The organism is Bradyrhizobium sp. B039, from assembly GCF_038965675.1.
Classification (GTDB): Bacteria; Pseudomonadota; Alphaproteobacteria; order Rhizobiales; family Xanthobacteraceae; genus Bradyrhizobium; species Bradyrhizobium diazoefficiens.
In genome coordinates, this window is sequence record NZ_CP152416.1 from 571,312 (window position 1) to 590,526 (window position 19,215).

Below are 19,215 nucleotides of genomic sequence, written 5' to 3' on the forward strand. Positions count from 1 at the left end.
CGCGGTGGCTTTTGGCCGCGACAAAACATCATGCAACTCCGCCGCGCCATCGCAGCCCTGCTCTTCGTCGTGCTTGCCGGGCTGCCGCAGGCGCGTGCCACGGCCGAGCACACCTATGCGAAGGGCGAGTACGGCATCATCTCGGGCGGGTGGGCGCCGAACTAGCGGCTCGCCATCGCCGTCCATGGTGAGGGCGACGGCGCGCATGATAAATTTCACGCCTATCTGATGGCGGAGCCGGGCCATCGCCGGCTTATGACGCTCGACAACGTCAACGACGACAACATCCTCGACACCGCGCCGGATGCGTTCCACGCCGCCTGGTCGGCCGACTCGCGCTACGTCGCCGTCACCTTCCGCAGCGAGCGCCACATCGTCACGCTGAACCTCTACGCCGTCGACGGCCGCGGCGCGCGCCTCGTCGATGCGCCGGACCTGTTCCGCGACGCGACCGGCCGCAGCATCGATCGCAAGACCGACGGCGATATGCGCACATCGGTACCCGCGCTGACATGGCAGGCACCGCGCCGTTTCCATCTCACCGACTACCGCGTGTTCGTCCTCGACGACACCGCGCTCGCGGACAAGCTCGGCCCGCTCGGCAAGGCGACGGCGATGAAGGATGGCCGCACCACGATCCAGTTTTCCGCCGAGGCCGACGGCGAGCTGCTGCCCGACGGCCGCATCCGCATGGGCAAGCCCAGGGCGGGCCAGTTCGAGGAGCTGGAGTAGGACGGCGGCTGAGTTGATGTCGCGATCCCGTGATCATATGACGCGCGCAATGCATGCCGCCACGGGCGGGCATGTCCGCCGCGCGGCTAGCAATCCGGCATCCGCTCACTACACTTCCATGATTGCCCTCCATCCCCCGGAACTCCCTGCATGAGCGCCCTGTTTTCCCCGATCAAGCTGCGCGGCCTGACCTTGAAGAACCGCGTCGTGGTGTCGCCGATGTGCCAGTATTCGGCCGACGACGGCGTTCCGACCGACTGGCACTTCACCCACATCAACAATCTTTCGCTCTCGGGCGCGTCGATGTTCTGCATCGAGGCGACCCATGTGGAAGCGATCGGCCGCATCACGCCGGGCTGCCTCGGGCTCTACAGCGACGCCGCCGAAGCCGCGCTGAAGCAGATCCTCGCCTCCGTGCGCAAGCATTCCACGACCGCGGTCGCGATGCAGCTCGCCCATGCCGGCCGCAAGGCCTCCAGCGCGCGGCCCTGGGACGGCGGCCAGCTGATCCCGATCAGTGACGGCGGCTGGCAGACGGTGGCCCCAAGCGCGCTGCCGCACAAGGAGGGCGAGGCCGCGCCGCTCGCGCTGGATGCCGCGGGCCTGAAGCGCATCCGCGAGGCCTTCGTCGAGGCTGCGAAACGCGCGGAGCGCATCGGCATCGACGCCATCGAGCTGCACGGCGCGCACGGCTATCTCCTGCATCAGTTCCTGTCGCCGATCTCGAACCGGCGCACCGACGAATATGGCGGCAGCCTGCAAAACCGCATGCGCTTCCCGCTCGAAGTCTACGACGCGGTGCGCGCCGTGTTCCCGCACGACAAGCCGATCGGCATGCGGGTGTCGTCGACCGACTGGGTCGAGGGCGGCTGGGATCTGGCGCAGACCATCGAATTCGCCAGCGCGCTGAAGGCGCGCGGCATCGACTGGATCGACGCCTCCTCCGGCGGCGTCTCGCCGCTGCAGAAGATTCCGCTCGGCCCCGGCTATCAGGTGCACTTCGCAGACGCCATCCGCCGCGAGACGGGACTGCCCACCATCGCGGTCGGCCTGATCTCCGATGCGAAGCACGCCGAGGAGATCGTCGCCTCCGGCAAGGCCGACATGGTCGCGCTCGCCCGCGGCATGCTCTACGACCCGCGCTGGGGCTGGCACGCCGCCGCCGAAGTCGGCGGCGAGGTCGAAGCCCCGCCGCAATACTGGCGCTCGCAGCCGTCGACGCAGAAGGCGCTGTTCGGCAAGACGACGTTCGGGGCGAGGTAGGGGGCGCATGCGAGGCGCGAGGACAGCGGCATAACCACAGGGAGTAACTCGATAGGTTAAAGTTGCGCGATCGCAGCCGCCTCCTCACGCATCCGTAACATCCCTCGGCTTCCACCTCCCGCAAAACTGGCCTAACCTTCGCACGTTCAACGCCTCACGGAGGCCCGCCATGCGTTATCCTGTCCGCAAAGCTGCTCACATCTTCGAGCGCGTGGGCCTTGCGATGGCAGGCGCGGCGTGCGGACTGTTCGTCGGCGCCTATGTCGGGTCGGCAATCCCCGTGCTCACCACGCAGGGTTTCCTGCTGCTGATGATGGCGCTCGGTGCGGTCGGCTTCTATCTCGGCATCGACACGCCGCAGCTGCCCTTCGACGAGGCACACAGCGCCATCGACGCCGCGGAATTCCTGAGCTCCGCCGGCACGCTCTGCGCCACGCTCACCGCGCTCGCCTCCGTCGCCGTCATCGTGCTGCGGCTCGAGCCGCACATGGCCTGGACCTGGCTCTCCCTGTTCGGCTGGATCGGCGGCGTCGCCATGCAGATCGTCGCCGGCGCGAAGGCCAGGATGCGGAAGTAGGCAAAGCCGTCGCCGCAAATTCCGGTGTCGTCCTGGCGAAAGCCAGGACCCATTACCCCAGGGAGAAGTTTGGCGGAGACTCGTCGTCCGGTACGCCTACCATCCACAACCGATAGATTCCGCGGTATGGGTCCTGGCTTTCGCCAGGACGACCATGGAGCGAGAGGCTACGGCAGAGCCAAGGAGGCAGCTCGCGCCTCAAAACACCACGCCGACTCGCGAGCCGCGCTTCCAGGCGATGCGGCAGCGCTTCTTGGTGTTGACGTGCAGCAGCTCGAACCTGTCGGGGATGCTCACCTGGCCGCCGAGATCGACGCAGGCCCCGCCGGGCGAATAGTCGATCAGCGTGCAGGGGATCACCGGCGCGCGCGGGTCGGTGATGATCTTGGCCTGGCGGGACACCAGCCCTGCGGGTTTTACACGGGCGAACTTTCGCGGATGCATTGGCACATCTCCTCCAATTCCGCGGATAGCGCGGGTGGTCTCTTCCCAATGATCGGCGGGAGTTGATGCGATCCGACTAAGGTGGGCGCGAGAATTTTAATGAAAAGTAGCGGCGAATGGCGAAAGCGGCGGTAGCGGGGTGCGACGGCGTTGCCCCACGCTCCGCCGTCGGCGCCAGCTCCATCTCACCCCGTCACCATCTCATCCGTCTCCGCCGCGGCCCCCACATGCGGCGGCACCGGCATCGGCACCGTCTCGTACGTCTTCGGCAGATTCACCGGCCGGTAGTCCGGCTCCACCGCCATCCGCTTCACCACGCTCTCGTGCACATGCGCGCCTTCGGGGATCAGGCGCGGCTCGCAATCGGGGATGTAGAAGCCGAGAAACACCTTTCGCTCCGGCCACTCCTTGTACTTCGCGCTCTTCGGCAAATATTCCAGCAGCCGCCAGGCCGCCGTCATCGAATTGTGCAATTCGCCGGTCTTGCCGGTGTAGGCGGGCGGCACGTACTGGAACGGGGAGTTCTTGCGATGGACGCCCCAGGCGAGCTGGTTCACGGTGCGCGGGTTGAAGTTCAGCCCGGCCTTTCCCGCCTCGTCGATCATCCAGATCAGCGGATATTTCGACTCGCCGCTCTGGGCCTCCGGATAGCCGCCGCCGACGTCGCTGTGCACGCCGGCGAACCACACCTGCATGATGTCCTGCGGCTCCTTCTTGTCGTCGGGCACGAAGCGGTTGCTCCAGTATTCCTGCGGCTCCCGCCATTGCTTGAGGCGGAACATGCAGCGCCGCTCGTCGATCGCGATCGCCTGCCGGAAGATCTTCACGCTCGGATTGCGCAGCGTGAAGGCCAGCTCCTCGAAGCTCGGCCAGTACAGCCGGTCGGGACGCGGCACGATCACGCTCGCCACGGTGTCCCACACTCCGATGAAATGGATGGTCGGCCAGCGCGAGGAGGTGATGCGCGCGAACTGCGCGGCGAGGTCGAACTTGTCCTGCGGCAGCGGCCCGTCGTCGTCGGAGCCGACGTCCTTGAGGTCCGCGATGTCGTTGCCGCGCCCCGAGCCGGAATATTGCTTGTAGGCGACGAGGCCCGAGCCTGCGAGGTTCGCCTGCTCCGGCGAGATCAGCCCGACCTTGTGGATCAGCCCCGCCAGCACGCGCACGGTATAGGCGCCGCGCGAGAAGCCGAACAGGTAGATCTTGTCGCCCGGCGCGTAATGCTCGACCAGGAAGCAATAGGCCGACAGCACGTTGTCATCGAGCCCGTAGCCGGTGGCGAGCCCCAGCACCAGATTGACGTTGGCCTTGAGGCGGTGCCACGTCGTCGGCTCCGTCACCGTGCCGACGCCGGGATCGTAGAACACCATCTGCCGCGGCTGCGTCTTGTCGGTCTTGCGCAGGCAGCGATAGAGCTTGAGGACGTTGGAGATGTTCTCGCTGATCTCGTTGCCGGTGCCGTCGCAGCAGATGACGAGGTGCTTCGGCTCGGTCTTCGGTTCGGTTCTGCGCTCGTGCTCCACAGGTCGGCCCCTCCCGGCAATGCTACCGGGGCGAGTATAGCAAAAAAGCGCGACGGCGAGGAGACGGGGGTGGTTGCCGCAGCGAAGGTGCGCTCCCTCGCCCCGCTCATGTCCGCCGAAGCCTTGGCGAAGGCGGATGCGGGGGCGCGACGAGCTTCGCTCGCGCTGAGAGCGTTGGGATGAGGGGGAGTCTCCGCAAGGGAGGTGAGAGCTGGACTCGCGGAGAGTCCCCCTCACCCGGTATTTGCTGCGCAAATCCCGGCCTCTCCCCGCAAGCGGGGAGAGGCGAAAGAAGCCCTACTTCTTCTTCGCCGGTCCGAAATCCGGCTGCCAAGCCGCGTCCTTGCGGCTCGGGGCCGCGGCGATCACCTTGGTCTTGTCCTTCTTCGGCTTCTTGGTTTCGCGGTTGCCGCGTTGCTGTCCCTTGGCCATGGCGTCGGTCTCCTGTGGGGGTTTGAGTTCGTCCAGTTCGTCGGATTGCAGCACGCGTCCGCGCGGCGTGCAGACGCGCACGTCCATGTAGCCCTCGCGCAGCAGCTTCCGCGCCAGCCGCAGCGCGACGGTGGCGCTGCCGCGGCCGAGATTGGAACAGCCATATTCGTTGGTGCCGCTGACGAGATAGGGCACGCGCATTGTCCTAGCCATTGAGGATGGCCGCCGCGCAGACCAGGAGCAGAAGGAACAGCGCGACGTCGACCTGTGGAACGATCCATTCCGGGACGCGAAACCGCGACATCGCACGCTCCTGCCAGAGCATGAAGATCAGCTCTGATAACTGGTCCTACGGCGGGAGCGCACGTGACCCTCAGTCACCGGTCGATGCCGTTGCAGGAAGTGCGGTGATAGGAGCGAGCCTACGCCTGCCCCATGCCAATAGCGAGGACTAAAACGCAGCCCGCAGCCCGCGGCCCCGGCCGCGCGCGGCGCGGCGACGATAGTGCTGGCTATATCCGCCCAGGGAGCGCATGCTTGTCATAGCCGGCGTCGGTTGGGGCTTCGCTCGCAGGAAGGCAGGCGTCCATGACCATCCGTTCGCGGCGAGAAACCGTCACCTTCAGGCATCCGTTCCGCATCAACGGCATCGACCGGTTGCTGCCCGCGGGCAGCTATGACGTCGTCACCGACGAAGAGATGATCGAGGGCCTGTCGTTCCCGTGCTGGCGGCGTGTCGCCACCATGATCACGGTGCCGGCCGAAGGCGGGGGCGCCGGCATGACGGAAATGTTGTCGATCGGCTCGGTTGACCTCGCGGACGCGCAAGCCGCGGATGCGCAGGCCGCGCCGGCGAGCGTCGCCCAGAGGGTCGCCCATGACTGACGTCCCGGTGGATCTCGACAGGCATCGCGGCATGGCCGCCCAGAAGGCGACCGACCTGCGCCGCGCGCTGGCCGAGGTCGAGAACAATGTCCGGGAGCTGCGCGAGCGCGAGGCCGATCTCGAGAACCGCCTGATGACCGTGCCCGCCACCTCGTGGCCCGAGGCCGCGGTGAAGGCGCGCTATCTGCTCAACCTCTATGCCGCCAGCCTCTCCACCGAGGACACCCGCCACCGCGCGCTGGTGACGGCGCTGTTCGACGATTTCGCCAGACTCAGTGGCGACAGCTGAGGCTCAGTGGCGGCAATTGAAGGCCGGCCGGAGCGCGGCAGCGGCAGTGCGCCCGTGGAACACAGCCGTCGTCCTGGCGAAAGCCAGGACCCATAACCACCGAACCGAGTTATTGTGAACGAACGCGGCCACAGCGTGCCTCCACAACGCTGACCGGGATAATGGGTCCTGGCTCCCGTGCGCAATTGCGCACCAGGCCGGGACGACGTCGGAGAATTCGCGGGCCGCGGCGGCATCGAAGCCCCGCGGCGACCGCCAAGGTGCAATCGCGTAAGGGAGTAAGCCATGACACTCACGAGCAGCCGCTTCGTCGGCTACGAACAGGACCGCGGCATCGTCCAGTTCCTGATGCAGGACGGATCGAAGGAGATCGCCTGCGCGATCTCGACCTCCGCGATGGACTATCTCGAGCGCGGCCCGCAGGCGAGGCCCGAGCAGCGCGAAGCCCAGTTCACCCGCCTGCGCGACCGCATCGAAGCCCGCGCCGCGAGCAAGTACCGCGCGACGGAGTTCGAGGGCACGCCGCCGGGGATCGTGCTGCGGAGCATTGATTTTCGGGGGTAGGGGAGGCGGGCTACCGCGGCTGCGACTTGTCCGTCTTGCGCAGGCAGCGATGGAGCTCGGGACGTTGGAGATGTTCTGCGGGATCTCGTTGCCGATGCCGTCACGCCCCATGGCCGCATCGTCTGTTGACATTAACCGTCTGTTAACCATGCGGTTGCCTAATGTTGACGATGGGGGATCACCATGTCGGCCCATGTGACGCGACCGAGGTTGATGCCTGTTTCGGCCGATCCGGCCATCCGGTCGGTGGCGAGGCTGGCGGTTCGCGCCAAGGCCGTCCTACAGGGCAAAGCGCCTGTCCCACGGAGCAAAGCCATGTTCGGAAAGGACGACTTAGTGGACAATCTCAGCCGCGATCTCGATCGCGCGCGCGGAAGACGAGATGCGCTTGCATCCGAAGCCACGACCCTGACGGCCCAGATCGCCGAAATTGAAGCCCGTCTTTCGGAGGAAAAGAAAAGGCGTGAGCGTGAGCGCGTCTTGAGCGAGGTCGAAGCGATCAAGACGCGAATCAAGCAAGCCGCCGGCGCGTTTGCGCCTGTCGTCGATGGTCTCTCACGGGCGATCGAGCAGGCTGCGGCGGTTGTGCCCGAGGCGCGCGAGCTCAATAGTTTCCTGGTGTCGGTGGCGACCGAGATCGACAGCGTGCTCGATCCCCTGCTCCGCGAACTGGATCAGCGCGCGGATGCGGTGCGAACCGGACAGGCAGCGCTGGACCTGCCGAGTTCGGCCATTGAAGCGCCGCCCATCGAGCTGCCAAAGGACACCAACGAGCGCCTGCTTCGTTTTCCGGCGTGGCTGTCCCGCGACAGGGAGACGGACAAGAAGGACACCGCCGAGAGCCCGCGCAGCACGGCGGCTTGAAACATCGGCGCGCAGCGCACGCTCTACGCCGTCATTCCGGGGCGCGCCTCTTGGCGCGAACCCGGAATCCATCCCTCAACACGCACTGCGGCCAAATGGATCCTCAGGTGCGCAATTGCGCATCCTAGCTCGCGACTTCGTCGCGCCCCGGGATGACGAGCTGTTGTTGGGCTCGCTGGTTGCCGAGCAGGTAACTCCCCCGCTCGCCACCGCTCAGTTGGCGGCGCGGCGCAGGAAGGCCGGGATATCGAGAGCGGCCTCGTCGGGCAGATTGCGCGCAGGGGCGCGGCCGTAAGGATCGAGCGGCTGAAGCGCCGCCTGCGGCGCATAGTCCAGACCCGGCCTTGCCGGTGGCCCCACGGGGTGGTGCGGCTGCGGGCGGAGCGGCGGGCTTGCCGCTTGCGGAAGGGGGGCACTGCGCTCGATGCGATCGGCGATGCGACGGCCGTCGTTGCGCAGCCTGCCGGCGAGCTGGGTGAGGGCGGTTTCCACCGGTAGCGCCTGCTGCGCCGGATCGAGATTATCGATTCCGGTCGCCACCACGGAGACGCGGACGATGCCTTCGAGGCTTTCGTCAAACGACGCACCGACGATGATGTTGGCGTCCGGGTCGGCCTCGTCGCGAATGCGGGTCGCGGCTTCGTCGACCTCGTACAGCATGAGATCCCTGCCGCCGGTGATGGAGATGATGAGGCCACTGGCACGCTTGATCGAGGGATTCTCGATCAGCGGATTGGAGATCGCGGCCACGGCGGCGGCGAGCACGCGCTTCTCGCCGGAAGCCTCGCCCCGTCCCATCATCGCCTTGCCCTTCTCCTTCATGACGGAGAGGACGTCGGCAAAATCGAGATTGATCAGACCTTCCTTGACGATGAGGTCGCTGATGCAGGCCACGCCCGAATAGAGCACCTGGTCGGCAAGGGCGAAGGCATCGGCGAACGTGGTCTTCTCGCTGGCCACCCGGAACAGGTTCTGGTTCGGGATGATCAAGAGGGTGTCGACCGTCTTCAGCAGCTCCTCGACGCCGGCTTCGGCAAAGCGCATGCGGCGCTGGCCCTCGAAGTAGAACGGCTTGGTGACCACGCCGATGGTGAGGATGCCGAGCTCGCGCGCGGTCCTGGCGATGATCGGTGCAGCCCCGGTGCCGGTGCCGCCGCCCATGCCGGCCGTCACGAACACCATGTGCGCGCCGGTCAGGTGCTCGCGGATCGTGTCGATGACCTCCTCGGCTGCGGCGCGTCCCAATTCCGGCTGCGAGCCGGCGCCGAGGCCTGCGGTGACCGTTGTGCCGAGCTGGATGAGGCGCGTCGCCTTCGACATTGCAAGCGCCTGCGCGTCGGTATTGGCGACGACGAACTCGACCCCTTGCAGCCCGGCCGTGATCATGTTGTTGACGGCGTTGCCGCCGGCGCCGCCGACGCCGAATACGACGATGCGGGCCTTCATTTCATGGATATCGGTATTGCTTGCCATTTTTCCCTCGCGATTGGTCCGGCAAGCCGGGGATTAAAGAAAGTCTCGAGTGCGCAAACAACAACTTGAAGCGACGATTCATCCTGATCTCATCGCGTTCTAGCCGCGCGGTCTGCTTGCACGATGGAGGCGGCCAGATGTCCCAATCGACGCGCGGCGTATCCCGCGATCGCCTCGCCAGGGCGGCGATCGTTCCGCAGCGCCGTCACTTCGTCTTCCAGTCGCGCCGCCCACGCATTGGCGGCCGTCGTCTCGGCGGCCGCCTGCGTCAGCTCGACGGCGAGGCGATCGGCACGCTCACGCTCGCGCTCGAACACGGCCCTGTAGGCGGCTGCGACTTCTTCGAGCCGCGCGACCTCCGCCTTGAGTGCGTTGATCTCCAGAGCGTTTTCGAGCGAAGTGGGTGCCGGTTCGCGTGAAGAAAACGCGTCAGAACAGGAATCTAGAGCCCCGTTCCGACTTCGTCGGAACGGAAATGGCTCTACCGCCTCGATCTTTGCCATGGCGGCATCGACGGGGTCTGCCCGGCGGCCCTTTCGTGGGCGGGGCGTGTACCGGAGCGCGGAGAGATCAACGCTCACCAGGGCCTTGCCGTCCTCCGAGCGCGAGCGCGGCAGGCGGCGACGTCTCGCCAGCGACCGCGCGGCCTCGCGCGAGATCTTGAGGCGGGCACTGAGATCGGCATACGTCAACAACGCAACGCACATCGGCGCTTCTCCTGGAGCGAACCGGGAAGGCATTTCGAGCTAATGATGGCTGGACGATCACAGCAGGCTAGGGTGCATTGGTTAATGCATGGTTAACGCGCGCGCGGTGCCGGTTTACGGGTGGCGTCGCCGTGCCGGCCTTGGGATCGCAGGGCACCACTACCGCGGGTGACGATGAAGCCCAGCTATGGATGGTCTCCGTTGCCAGGTTCTCCCCAGATCCAACTCTCCATAACTCGTTTTTGGCTGGCGAGATCGAAATCGTTCGCCACGATTTCGTAAATGGTGGTCGAGCCATCGAATGGACTACCGAACGAAGGGTGCGGGCGGAGGTTGAACCAATGATTGATCTGAAAATGTCCGACGTTTTCCTGCCAAACAGCGTGCGTTACCTCTTTACGGCCGGTTTTTTTGAAGACTGAACGAGAGTAGTTCGCCAGCAGGTCTCCTTTCCCGAGCATCTTCTCAAAAAATTCCGACCTATAATCCGGGACCAATCGCATCAATTGGGTCCGGGCAACACGATGACCATCGGCGTGCTGCCCGGGGCGAACATCGTGAGGCAGTACGCGCAGGACTCGATTGATGACCACGCTATCGAGAACATCTCGCTCCTGATGGAGATCAGGGACAACGCGATCCACTTCCACAACGTGGGCCGAGACCTGCATAAGAGGGTGCAGGAGGTCGGCGCTGCCGCGCTGCGCAACTTCGCTTTCGCTGCAAGGAAATGGTTTGATTGCGACCTGTCACAGTACCAGTTCGCGCTGATGCCCGTCGCCTTCGAGACACCGGCCGGAGTCATACAGACGGTCTTCGGTGACGACACCAAAGGCGCCGCTGGCAAGCTCGCAAAGCTGTTGGCCGATCAGGAGCGGAAATTTCCCTTCGAGGCTGCCAAGCCCTTCAACGTCGGCGTGGAGGTCGAGCTGAGGTTCGTCCGGAACTCCAACGCGCAGGCGATGCCGGTCATCGTCTCCTCCAACGACCCCAATGCCATTCGGGTGACGTTGAGCGAGGAGGACACGCTGAAGCGCTACCCGTGGGACTACCGGACGCTCTGCAAGGCGCTACGGAAGACACCCAACTTCAAAGAGAACGAGCGATTTCACAAGCTGCGCAGACCCCTCGAGGACGATCCGCGGTTTTGTCGCGTCCGTCTGCTCGATCCACGGAACAAGAAAAGCTCAAAGCAGCGATTTTACAGCCCGGCCATCCTCGACGAGATCGTGAAGCACTATGTTTGAGGGGGTGCGGCGCGATCAAACAGTACGTTGTTCGAGCGAGAGATAGCCCTCGAACGCGAGGTAAGATGCCGACCTCGGCAGCGATCTGCCAGCAACGCTCCGCTCGTCGCCAGCACTTCGCCATTCGAATCCCAAAAACAAAAACGGCCGGATCTTCCGATCCGGCCGCTACACAAAACTCTACTGGCTAAGCCTACGCCACGCGACGCTACTTAGCCCCCGCCCAATTCGCAAAAATTCGCTTAGCTGGCCTTCTTGACCGGCGCGGTGACGCCGACCTTCTTCTGGATGGCGCGCTTCAGCTCGAGGGCGCGCGGCGACAGGGCGTCGGCGCTGGCCTTGAGCAGGAAGGCGTCGAGGCCGCCATTGTGGTCCACGCTCTTCACCGCGTTGGTCGAGACGCGCAGGCGCACGTTGCGCTCCAGGGCTTCGCTGATGAACGTCACGTTGACGAGGTTCGGCAGGAAGCGGCGCTTGGTCTTGATGTTGGAGTGGCTGACCTTGTGGCCGACGAGGGGGCCCTTGGCCGTCAGTTCGCAGCGGCGAGACATGTCACAAATCCTCAATCTAAGCCCCCAACGATTTGCGGCCGCCATTCGGGGCGCCACGGGGGCAAATTCTCTGTCCTTGCAGGGAGCGGCGGACGTATAGGGGGGAAGCGGCGGGACGTCAAGTTTTTGGGGCGGGATTCATGCCCGGCGCCATGCCCACAATCGGTGTCATCGCCCGGCTTGGCCGGGCGATCCAGTATTCCGTGACGGCGCGGCCGGAGTCGAGGGGCCGCGGCGTACTGGATGCCCCGGTCAAGCCGGGGCATGACTGGGGAATAAGCGGCAAGAGCTTACCACCCCCGATCACCAAAACGGCAATGTTTGAAGTGCCTTACCATCACATAAAGGGCGTATTCGCCCCCGAAGTATCAGGTGGAGTTCCGCGCTTGTTGCGCCCGAACACATTGTTTGCCGCGGTTTTTGGCTTAAGTAACAACCGTCGCGCCCCGATTGGATCGTTTCGTGCCCATTTCCTCCCGATTTGCGCCCAAGCCGCGCAACGCCAGCCCGCGGTCTGCCGCCCGGCTGGCCATGGCGGCCCTGTGCGGGCTGGTCTTTGCCTGGGAGGCGAAGCCGGCCGCCGCGCAAGGCAAGCTCGAGGCGCAGTATGAGGCGACGCTGGCAGGCATTCCGGTCGGCAGGGGCGCCTGGAACATCGACATCCAGGACGATGTGTTTGCCGCCGCCGCCTCCGGCGGCACCACCGGGCTTTTGAAGTCGTTCGCGGGCGGGTCCGGCACCGGCGCCAGCCAAGGGCGGGTCGTCAACGGCGCGCTGGTTGCGACCGGCTACCAGGCCTCCACCACCACCTCGAAGAAGACCGAAGAGATCCGCATCACGCTCGACAAGGGCAATGTGAAGGAGTTCGGCATCGTGCCGGAGCCGCCGGTCGATCCTGATCGTATCGTCGTCACCGACGCGCATCGCCGCGGCGTCTGGGACCCGATGACGGCCTCGCTGTTGCGCGTGCCCGGCACCGGCGATCCTGTTACGCCGGACGCCTGCCACAACGCAGCGCCGGTGTTCGACGGCCGCATGCGCTACGACTTAAAACTCGATTTCAAGCGCATGGAGACCGTGAAGGCGGAGAAGGGCTATCGCGGCCCGGTCGTGGTCTGCGCGCTCTATTTCGTGCCTGTCGCGGGCTACATCCCCGACCGCCCCGTGATCAAATACCTCGCCGCCCAGCGCAACATCGAGATCGCCTTCGCCCCGGTCGCCGGCACGCGCATCCTGGTTCCGTTCTGGCTGAAAGTGCCGACGCCGCTCGGCCCCGCGATGCTCGAAGCCACCAGCTTCATCACATCCGCCCAGCCGCCGCGGGTCGCGAAGACGCAGTAAAGGCCGCGCCATACGGGCTACCATTCCTCCGTCATTCCTGGGCGCGCCACTTGGCGCGAACCCGGAATCCATGGTGAGACAAACCCTGCGGCCTGATGGATTCCGGGCTCGCGACCAGCGTCGCGCCCCGGAATGACGAGCGGAGCGATTCGGTGCGCAGCTCCAACGCCTTACCCGCCGTCACCCCGCCAATCCCGCGCGCGCCGCTTCTACTGTGCATGGGGTTGTTTTCGCGGAAATGAGTTTGGGGGGGCATGACGGCGGAGCAGGCGGAGGGGCCTTGTGAATCCATTTGACTCCTCCCCGATTCTGATTCGACTCCGCGCCGTCCCCAATTTTAAGGAACCCGCCATCGAAACGTCGCTTGTGCGGCAGCCCAAAACTCCATCTAGTGCAATCAAACACAGGGTGCCGCGACATGTTGCGTGAACGTAACAGGACTCAACAGGGAGTCAGCGATTCGGCCGCGATTCGTTCTAGAGTCGTTCCGAAGCTTAAGGACACAGGGAAAAGCGTCGCAAAGTGAGACAGTTGCGCGAGGTTCGGGGAGGGCGCTCCGCTGTCATGCCCCGGCTTGACCGGGGCATCCAGTACACTGCGGCTTCTCGGCTCATCCACAATCGCCTCGGCGTACTGGATCGCCCGGTCAAGCCGGGCGATGACAGCAGTGGGGGCGGCGGCCGCGCAGCGCCGCGCGGCTCGCACCTCAGGATGACGGAACAGGCGGCAGCCCCTGACCCGCCCCAAACAGCACTGACATTCGCCGAAATCGGCACTACCTAATCGTACAGAATGGCTTTTCCCCCTTCCCCCTTCGCCTCCGAGCGCGCACCCGGCGCGGGCGTCACTGCGGTGCTCGGGCCGACCAACACCGGCAAGACCCATCTCGCCATCGAGCGGATGCTCGCGCATCCCTCCGGCATGATCGGCCTGCCGCTGCGCCTGCTCGCGCGCGAGGTCTATAACAAGATCGCCGATCGCAAGGGCGTGGAGAGCGTCGCGCTGATCACCGGCGAGGAGAAGATCAAGCCGAAGAACCCGCGCTACTGGGTTTCCACCGTCGAGGCGATGCCTAGGGATCTCGACGTCTCCTTCCTCGCCGTGGACGAGGTCCAGATCGCCTCCGATCTCGAACGCGGCCACGTCTTCACCGACCGCATCCTCAACCGTCGCGGCCGCGACGAGACGCTGCTGCTGGGCGCTGCAACCATGCGCCCGATCATCGAGCGGCTCCTGCCCGGCGTGTCCATGATCACGCGGCCGCGCCTATCGCAGCTGGAATTCGCCGGCGACCGCAAGATAACCCGCCAGCCGCGGCGCACCGCCATCGTCGCGTTCTCGGCCGACGAGGTCTACGCCATCGCCGAGCTGATCCGCCGCCAGCACGGCGGCGCCGCCGTCGTTCTCGGCTCGCTCAGCCCGCGCACCAGAAATGCGCAAGTGTCGATGTTCCAGAACGGCGACGTCGACTATCTCGTCGCCACCGACGCGGTCGGCATGGGCCTCAATCTCGACGTCGACCACGTCGCCTTCGCCTCCGACCGCAAGTTCGACGGCTACCAGTTCCGCCGCCTGACGCCGTCTGAGTTCGCGCAGATTGCCGGCCGTGCCGGCCGCGCCACGCGAAATGGAACGTTCGGCACCACCGGCCGCTGCGCGCCGTTCGAGCCCGAGCTCGTCAACGCGCTGCAGAACCACACCTTCGACAGCGTGAAGATGCTGCAATGGCGCAATTCGAAGCTGGATTTCTCCTCGCTCGGCGCGCTCCAGGTGTCGCTGAACCTCTCCCCCGGCCATGAGGCGCTGACGCGCGCGCCGATCGCCGAGGACATGCGCGTGCTCGACCACGTCGCCCGCGACGCCGATGTGCGCGATTCCGCACATGGCAAGCTGGCCGTGGAGCGGCTGTGGGAGGCCTGCCAGGTCCCCGATTACCGAAAACTGTCGCCGGCGGCCCATGGCGAGCTCGTGACCACGCTGTACGGCTTCCTGATGCAGAAGGGCCGCATTCCAGATGCCTGGTTCGCGGCCCAGGTCGACCAGGCCGACCGCATCGACGGCGATATCGACACGCTGTCGGGCCGGATCGCGCAGATTCGCACCTGGACCTTCGTCGCCAACCGGCCGGACTGGCTCGCCGACCCCGAACACTGGCAGGGGATTACGCGGGAGGTCGAAAATAAATTATCGGATGCGCTCCATGAACGCTTGACTGAGCGTTTCGTTGATCGCCGGACCAGTGTATTGATGCGCCGCCTGCGGGAGAACACGAGCTTGAATACTGAAATCGGCAAGACCGGCGAAGTCATCGTCGAAGGCCATGTCATCGGCCGTCTCGATGGCTTCACCTTTGCACCGGATGCGGCGGAAGCCGGCTCCGATGCGAAAGCCTTGCAGGCTGCGGCCCAAGCGGTGCTCGCCGGCGAGATCAACGCGCGCGCCGAAAAGCTGGGCAACGCGCCGGACGAGCAGTTCGTGCTGACCTCGGAAGGCACCATCCGCTGGACCGGCGACGCCGTGGCGCGACTGTCCGCCGCGGAGGACGCGCTGCATCCGCGCATCCGCATCATCTCGGACGAGCGCCTGACCGGCAGCCCGCGCGAGAAGGTGCAGGCGCGGCTCGACCTCTGGCTCAAGACGCATATCGAAAAGCTGCTCGGGCCGATGTTCGAGCTCTCCAAGGCCGAGGACGTCACCGGCATTGCCCGCGGCATCGCCTATCAGCTCGTCGAGGCGCTCGGCGTGCTCGAACGTCCCAGGATCGCCAACGAGCTGAAGGATCTCGATCAGCCCTCGCGCGCCACTTTACGCAAATACGGCGTCCGCTTCGGCGCCTATCACCTCTATTTCCCCGGCCTCTTGAAGCCCGCCGCGCGTGCGCTGGCCGCGCTGCTGTGGGCGCTGAAGCAGGACAATGTCGATCTGTCCTCGCTCTCGGGCGCGCAGCATCTGGCATCTTCGGGCCGCACTTCGTTCCCGGTCGACAAGGCTCTGCCGCGCGATGCCTATCGCGTGCTCGGCTACAAGCAGGCCGGCGAGCGCGCCGTGCGCGTCGACATCCTGGAGCGCCTTGCCGACCTGATCCGCCCGGCGCTGGCCTGGCGCGAGAACTCGCCCGGCGAAAAGCCCGCCGGCGCGTTCGACGGCCGCAGCTTTATCGTGACCCAGGCGATGACCTCGCTCACGGGCTCGGCGGGCGAAGATTTCGCCTCGGTGCTGCGCGCGCTCGGTTATCGCATGGAGAAGCGCCCGCCGCTGCCGCCGAAGCCTGCGGCGGTCGTTGCTGAAGCGTCCAGCGCAGAGGCTCCCGCCGAGACGCCCGCGACCGAAACACCGATCGAGGGCGCTGGCGCCACAGACACACCGATCGAAGTCGCTGCCGAGGCCGTCACCGTCGAAGACGCGCCCGGCATGGAGCAGCACGACGAGCCCGCGCACGAAGAACCGGCGCTCGCAGCATCGCTAGAGGCGCCCGTCACGCCCGAAGATGCTCCCGGCATCGCGCCGCCGGCCGAAGAGGCGGCTGTGCCCACCGAGGCTGCCGGCCTTGAAGCCGCGCCCGCTGAAGCTGCCGCTGTCGAAGCTGCTGCATCGCCCGATGCCGCAGCACCTGTCGAGGCCGCTGCCGCGCCCGCCGAGCCGGAGCTCGTCGAGGTCTGGCGTCCCGGCGGCCGTCACGAGGATCGCAAGCCGCGCCACGAGCGCCATCGCCATCAGCGTCATCATCAGCCGCGTCCGCAGGCGGGCGCCGAGGCGGGTGCTGCGCCCGCCGAAGGCGAGGCCGCGCAAGCCGCCGACGGCGAGAAGCGCGGCGAGCGTCATCGCCATGGCGGGCATCGGAAAGATTTCCGCAAAGGCCGCGAAGGCGGTGCCGACGGCGCGCCGCGTCCCGAGGGGCGCGACGACAAGAACCGCAGCTTCCAGGGCAAGGATCGCGACAAGGATCGCGATCGCAACAAGGGCAAGTTCGGCGGCGATCGCGACAAGGGTCGCGACAATCGTGGCCGCGACCGCGACAAGGGCCGTGATCGCCAAGGCGGGCCGTCGCTGCGTCCCTACGCCTCGAGCGCGAACCCGCGCGAGCGCGATCGGCCGGTCGATCCCAATTCGCCCTTCGCAAAGCTCGCTGCGCTGAAGGAGCAGCTCGCGGGGCGCAAGGAGTAGCCTACGACCGAGCGGCAGCGCATCGACAAATGGCTGTGGCACGCGCGGGTGGTGAAGGCGCGCACCTCCGCGGCTGAACTCGTCGAGTCCGGCCATGTCCGCGTCAACGGCACGCGCGAGACCTCGCCCGGTCATGCGATCAAGGTCGGCGACGTGCTCACCATCGCGCTCGACCGCACCGTGCGCGTGTTGAAAGTGATAGCCTTCAACGAGCGCCGCGGCGATGCCGCCTCGGCGCGCGTGCTCTACGAGGAGCTCGGCGAAGGAAAGCGCAATTAATTGCGCTTTGAATTCATTTCTTGGTCGATCAATCGCGCAAAGCCGTCATGATCGGCCGTCCCCGACCTTGCGGCGCCGGGCCATCCGCGCTACGCAAGCCGCGACTTTTAAAAGAGCTTTTCGGAGCGTTGGATGACTTACGTCGTCACTGAAAACTGCATCAAGTGCAAGTACACCGACTGCGTCGAGGTCTGCCCGGTCGACTGCTTCTACGAGGGTGACAACATGCTCGTCATCCATCCTGACGAATGCATCGACTGCGGTGTGTGCGAGCCGGAATGCCCCGCCGACGCCATCAAGCCGGACACGGAACCGGGCTTGGAAAAGTGGCTTTCGGTCAACGCCGATTACGCCAAGAGCTGGCCGAACATCACCCAGAAGAAAGAATCACCCGCCGACGCCAAGGAATTCGACGGTATGGAGGGCAAGTTCGAGAAATATTTTTCTCCGAACCCCGGCTCCGGAGACTAATTCGGACCCAAACTTAACCCTAATACCTTCGTTCGCGCCGAAAACCAGGCCTAAAGACCCCTAAATCATTGATTTTTGCGGGAAATGTGCTATATTGGGCACATTAAGCCGAACCCCGTCAGCCCCGTTGGCCCCTCTGGGTTCCCGTGAAACCAAATGTCGAACAGGGGCGTGGCAGTTTCCGCGCGCAGGCTGTGTCACAGAAAACGCGTAAAAAGAGTACTTCAGCGAGGGCTTCCCATAAGGAGGCCAAAAAAGTCGCCGCGGCCAGCCGTAGCGCATCCAAGGGTCGGACCGCGACTAAGGCGCCGGCTGCAAAGTCCTCGAAGAACAAAAGAAGCGCAATGCCTAACAAGACTGCCAAACCGGCCGCGAAAGCGACCGTTGCCAAGCCTGCTGCTGCTAAGGTTCCCGCTGCCAAGCCCGCTGCGCCGAAGGCCTCTGTTGCTGCTCCTGCCAAGGCTCCTGTCGCTGCCAAGCCGGCCGTGAAGCCGGCGGCTGCTGCGCCGAAGGTCGAGGAAAAGAAGGTCGTGACCCAGCGCCAGGGCTTCAAGGCCAACGAATTCGTCGTCTATCCCGCTCACGGCGTCGGCCAGATCCTGGCCATCGAGGAGCAGGAGATCGCCGGTGCGAAGCTCGAGCTGTTCGTCATCAACTTCATCAAGGACAAGATGACGCTGCGCGTTCCGACCGCCAAGGTCGCGAACGTCGGCATGCGCAAGCTGTCCGAGCCCGCGCTGGTGAAGAAGGCGCTGGAAACGCTCAAGGGCCGCGCCCGCGTCAAGCGCACTATGTGGTCGCGCCGCGCCCAGGAATACGAAGCGAAGATCAATTCGGGCGATATCGTCGCGATCGCGGAAGTCGTGCGCGACCTCTATCGCTCCGAGTCGCAGCCCGAGCAGTCCTACAGCGAACGCCAGCTCTATGAAGCGGCGCTCGATCGTCTGTCCCGCGAGATCGCGGTGGTGCAGCACTCGACCGAGACCGAAGCGGTCAAGGAGATCGAGGCCCAGCTCGCCAAGAGCCCGCGCCGCAACGCCAAGGCGGAAGCCACCGAGGGCGAGGCGGATGCCGAGGGCGATGCCGACGATACCGATGGCGACGACACCACCGTCGCCGACGAGGCGGCGTAAGCGCCACGTCGCGTCGATCGCAACAGATCAAAAGCCCGGCCTTGCGGCCGGGCTTTTTGTTGTGTGCCGAGTATGAGCGACAGCTTGGAGGTGGAAGTCCTCTATCCAGCCTGATGGCGGCGAAGGATTAGCGAAGCGCAAGGGCGTCATCGTGAGGTGGGGTCTGAAGAAAGCGTGGAGCAAAGCCGCGGCCCGATGGACAAACACCGGATAACGAGGCCTACCCGGCCGGACGAGCGAGCAATTGATCGCGAAGTCCAAGGTCATCAAAGGTCG

General features: G+C 65.4%; 21 protein-coding genes. 15 read left to right on the top strand and 6 right to left on the bottom strand.

Annotated features, from left to right (window positions below; translation table 11 throughout):
• Window positions 1–30 precede the first annotated feature (30 nt).
• The 4 genes from AAFG50_RS02560 (at window position 31) to AAFG50_RS02575 (ending at window position 2,572) form a co-directional block, all read left to right on the top strand.
• Entirely contained in the window at window positions 31–165 is a 135-nt protein-coding gene (locus AAFG50_RS02560; RefSeq protein WP_257787569.1) for a hypothetical protein, read from the top strand.
• Window positions 166–228: 63 nt separating this feature from the next.
• Window positions 229–732 (top strand): hypothetical protein, encoded by a 504-nt coding sequence (locus AAFG50_RS02565; RefSeq protein WP_232675215.1) that lies wholly within the window; start codon window positions 229–231, stop codon window positions 730–732.
• Window positions 733–882: 150 nt separating this feature from the next.
• Complete coding sequence (locus tag AAFG50_RS02570; protein ID WP_028175822.1) at window positions 883–1,995, top strand: NADH:flavin oxidoreductase/NADH oxidase; 1,113 nt, start codon at window positions 883–885, stop codon at window positions 1,993–1,995.
• A gap of 169 nt (window positions 1,996–2,164) precedes the next feature.
• Window positions 2,165–2,572, top strand: a complete 408-nt coding sequence (locus tag AAFG50_RS02575; RefSeq protein WP_028175823.1) for a hypothetical protein — start codon at window positions 2,165–2,167, stop codon at window positions 2,570–2,572.
• 198 nt (window positions 2,573–2,770) lie between these two features.
• Here AAFG50_RS02575 and AAFG50_RS02580 read toward each other — a convergent pair whose 3' ends face one another.
• From AAFG50_RS02580 to AAFG50_RS02590, 3 genes are all read right to left on the bottom strand, one after another.
• Window positions 2,771–3,016 (bottom strand): PilZ domain-containing protein, encoded by a 246-nt coding sequence (locus AAFG50_RS02580; protein WP_028175824.1) that lies wholly within the window; start codon window positions 3,014–3,016, stop codon window positions 2,771–2,773.
• Between the two features lie 185 nt (window positions 3,017–3,201).
• On the bottom strand, window positions 3,202–4,539 hold the full coding sequence (locus tag AAFG50_RS02585; protein WP_028175825.1) for a DUF2235 domain-containing protein: 1,338 nt from the start codon (window positions 4,537–4,539) through the stop codon (window positions 3,202–3,204).
• 297 nt (window positions 4,540–4,836) lie between these two features.
• Window positions 4,837–5,184, bottom strand: a complete 348-nt coding sequence (locus tag AAFG50_RS02590) for a hypothetical protein (protein WP_178372631.1) — start codon at window positions 5,182–5,184, stop codon at window positions 4,837–4,839.
• Window positions 5,185–5,559: 375 nt separating this feature from the next.
• Between AAFG50_RS02590 and AAFG50_RS02595 the strand changes: the two genes are divergently transcribed.
• The 4 genes from AAFG50_RS02595 (at window position 5,560) to AAFG50_RS02610 (ending at window position 7,573) form a co-directional block, all read left to right on the top strand.
• Window positions 5,560–5,856, top strand: coding sequence for a hypothetical protein (locus AAFG50_RS02595; protein ID WP_028175826.1), 297 nt, complete (start codon window positions 5,560–5,562; stop codon window positions 5,854–5,856).
• Window positions 5,849–6,145, top strand: a complete 297-nt coding sequence (locus AAFG50_RS02600) for a hypothetical protein (protein WP_027545228.1) — start codon at window positions 5,849–5,851, stop codon at window positions 6,143–6,145. Before AAFG50_RS02595 ends, AAFG50_RS02600 begins: the two co-directional genes overlap by 8 nt.
• Window positions 6,146–6,430: 285 nt before the next feature.
• Window positions 6,431–6,709 carry a DUF1488 domain-containing protein gene (locus AAFG50_RS02605; RefSeq protein WP_011083000.1) on the top strand — a complete coding sequence of 93 codons (279 nt, stop codon included), beginning with the start codon at window positions 6,431–6,433 and terminating at the stop codon, window positions 6,707–6,709.
• Window positions 6,710–6,892: 183 nt separating this feature from the next.
• Window positions 6,893–7,573 (top strand): hypothetical protein, encoded by a 681-nt coding sequence (locus tag AAFG50_RS02610; protein ID WP_011082999.1) that lies wholly within the window; start codon window positions 6,893–6,895, stop codon window positions 7,571–7,573.
• A gap of 213 nt (window positions 7,574–7,786) precedes the next feature.
• On the opposite strand, the gene ftsZ is transcribed toward AAFG50_RS02610, so the two are convergent.
• On the bottom strand, window positions 7,787–9,046 hold the full coding sequence (ftsZ, locus tag AAFG50_RS02615; RefSeq protein WP_011082998.1) for a cell division protein FtsZ: 1,260 nt from the start codon (window positions 9,044–9,046) through the stop codon (window positions 7,787–7,789).
• Between the two features lie 89 nt (window positions 9,047–9,135).
• The gene (locus AAFG50_RS02620; protein WP_028175827.1) at window positions 9,136–9,753 is read right to left on the bottom strand and encodes a hypothetical protein; all 618 of its coding nucleotides are present in this window, start codon (window positions 9,751–9,753) and stop codon (window positions 9,136–9,138) included.
• 131 nt (window positions 9,754–9,884) lie between these two features.
• Between AAFG50_RS02620 and AAFG50_RS02625 the strand changes: the two genes are divergently transcribed.
• Together AAFG50_RS02625 and AAFG50_RS02630 are read left to right on the top strand one after the other, a co-directional pair.
• Entirely contained in the window at window positions 9,885–10,175 is a 291-nt protein-coding gene (locus tag AAFG50_RS02625) for a hypothetical protein (protein ID WP_074076388.1), read from the top strand.
• 102 nt (window positions 10,176–10,277) lie between these two features.
• Window positions 10,278–11,000, top strand: a complete 723-nt coding sequence (locus AAFG50_RS02630) for a DUF3644 domain-containing protein (RefSeq protein ID WP_080668286.1) — start codon at window positions 10,278–10,280, stop codon at window positions 10,998–11,000.
• A 242-nt stretch (window positions 11,001–11,242) separates the two neighbouring features.
• Here the strand turns inward: AAFG50_RS02630 and rpmB are convergent, their stop codons facing one another.
• Window positions 11,243–11,551, bottom strand: coding sequence for a 50S ribosomal protein L28 (gene rpmB, locus AAFG50_RS02635; protein ID WP_011082994.1), 309 nt, complete (start codon window positions 11,549–11,551; stop codon window positions 11,243–11,245).
• 531 nt (window positions 11,552–12,082) lie between these two features.
• On the opposite strand from rpmB, the gene AAFG50_RS02640 reads away from it, so the two are divergent.
• The 5 genes from AAFG50_RS02640 to AAFG50_RS02660 all read left to right on the top strand — a co-directional run bounded on the left by AAFG50_RS02640 (window position 12,083) and on the right by AAFG50_RS02660 (window position 18,939).
• Complete coding sequence (locus AAFG50_RS02640; protein ID WP_039186700.1) at window positions 12,083–12,892, top strand: DUF3108 domain-containing protein; 810 nt, start codon at window positions 12,083–12,085, stop codon at window positions 12,890–12,892.
• A gap of 792 nt (window positions 12,893–13,684) precedes the next feature.
• Window positions 13,685–17,056, top strand: a complete 3,372-nt coding sequence (locus tag AAFG50_RS02645) for a helicase-related protein (RefSeq protein ID WP_028175831.1) — start codon at window positions 13,685–13,687, stop codon at window positions 17,054–17,056.
• A 48-nt stretch (window positions 17,057–17,104) separates the two neighbouring features.
• Window positions 17,105–17,335, top strand: a complete 231-nt coding sequence (locus tag AAFG50_RS02650) for a S4 domain-containing protein (RefSeq protein ID WP_011082990.1) — start codon at window positions 17,105–17,107, stop codon at window positions 17,333–17,335.
• A 132-nt stretch (window positions 17,336–17,467) separates the two neighbouring features.
• Window positions 17,468–17,806, top strand: coding sequence for a ferredoxin FdxA (gene fdxA / locus AAFG50_RS02655; RefSeq protein ID WP_011082989.1), 339 nt, complete (start codon window positions 17,468–17,470; stop codon window positions 17,804–17,806).
• Between the two features lie 344 nt (window positions 17,807–18,150).
• A complete protein-coding gene (locus AAFG50_RS02660) occupies window positions 18,151–18,939 on the top strand; it encodes a CarD family transcriptional regulator (protein ID WP_161532582.1) in 789 nt (262 codons plus the stop codon).
• Window positions 18,940–19,215: the final 276 nt, after the last annotated feature.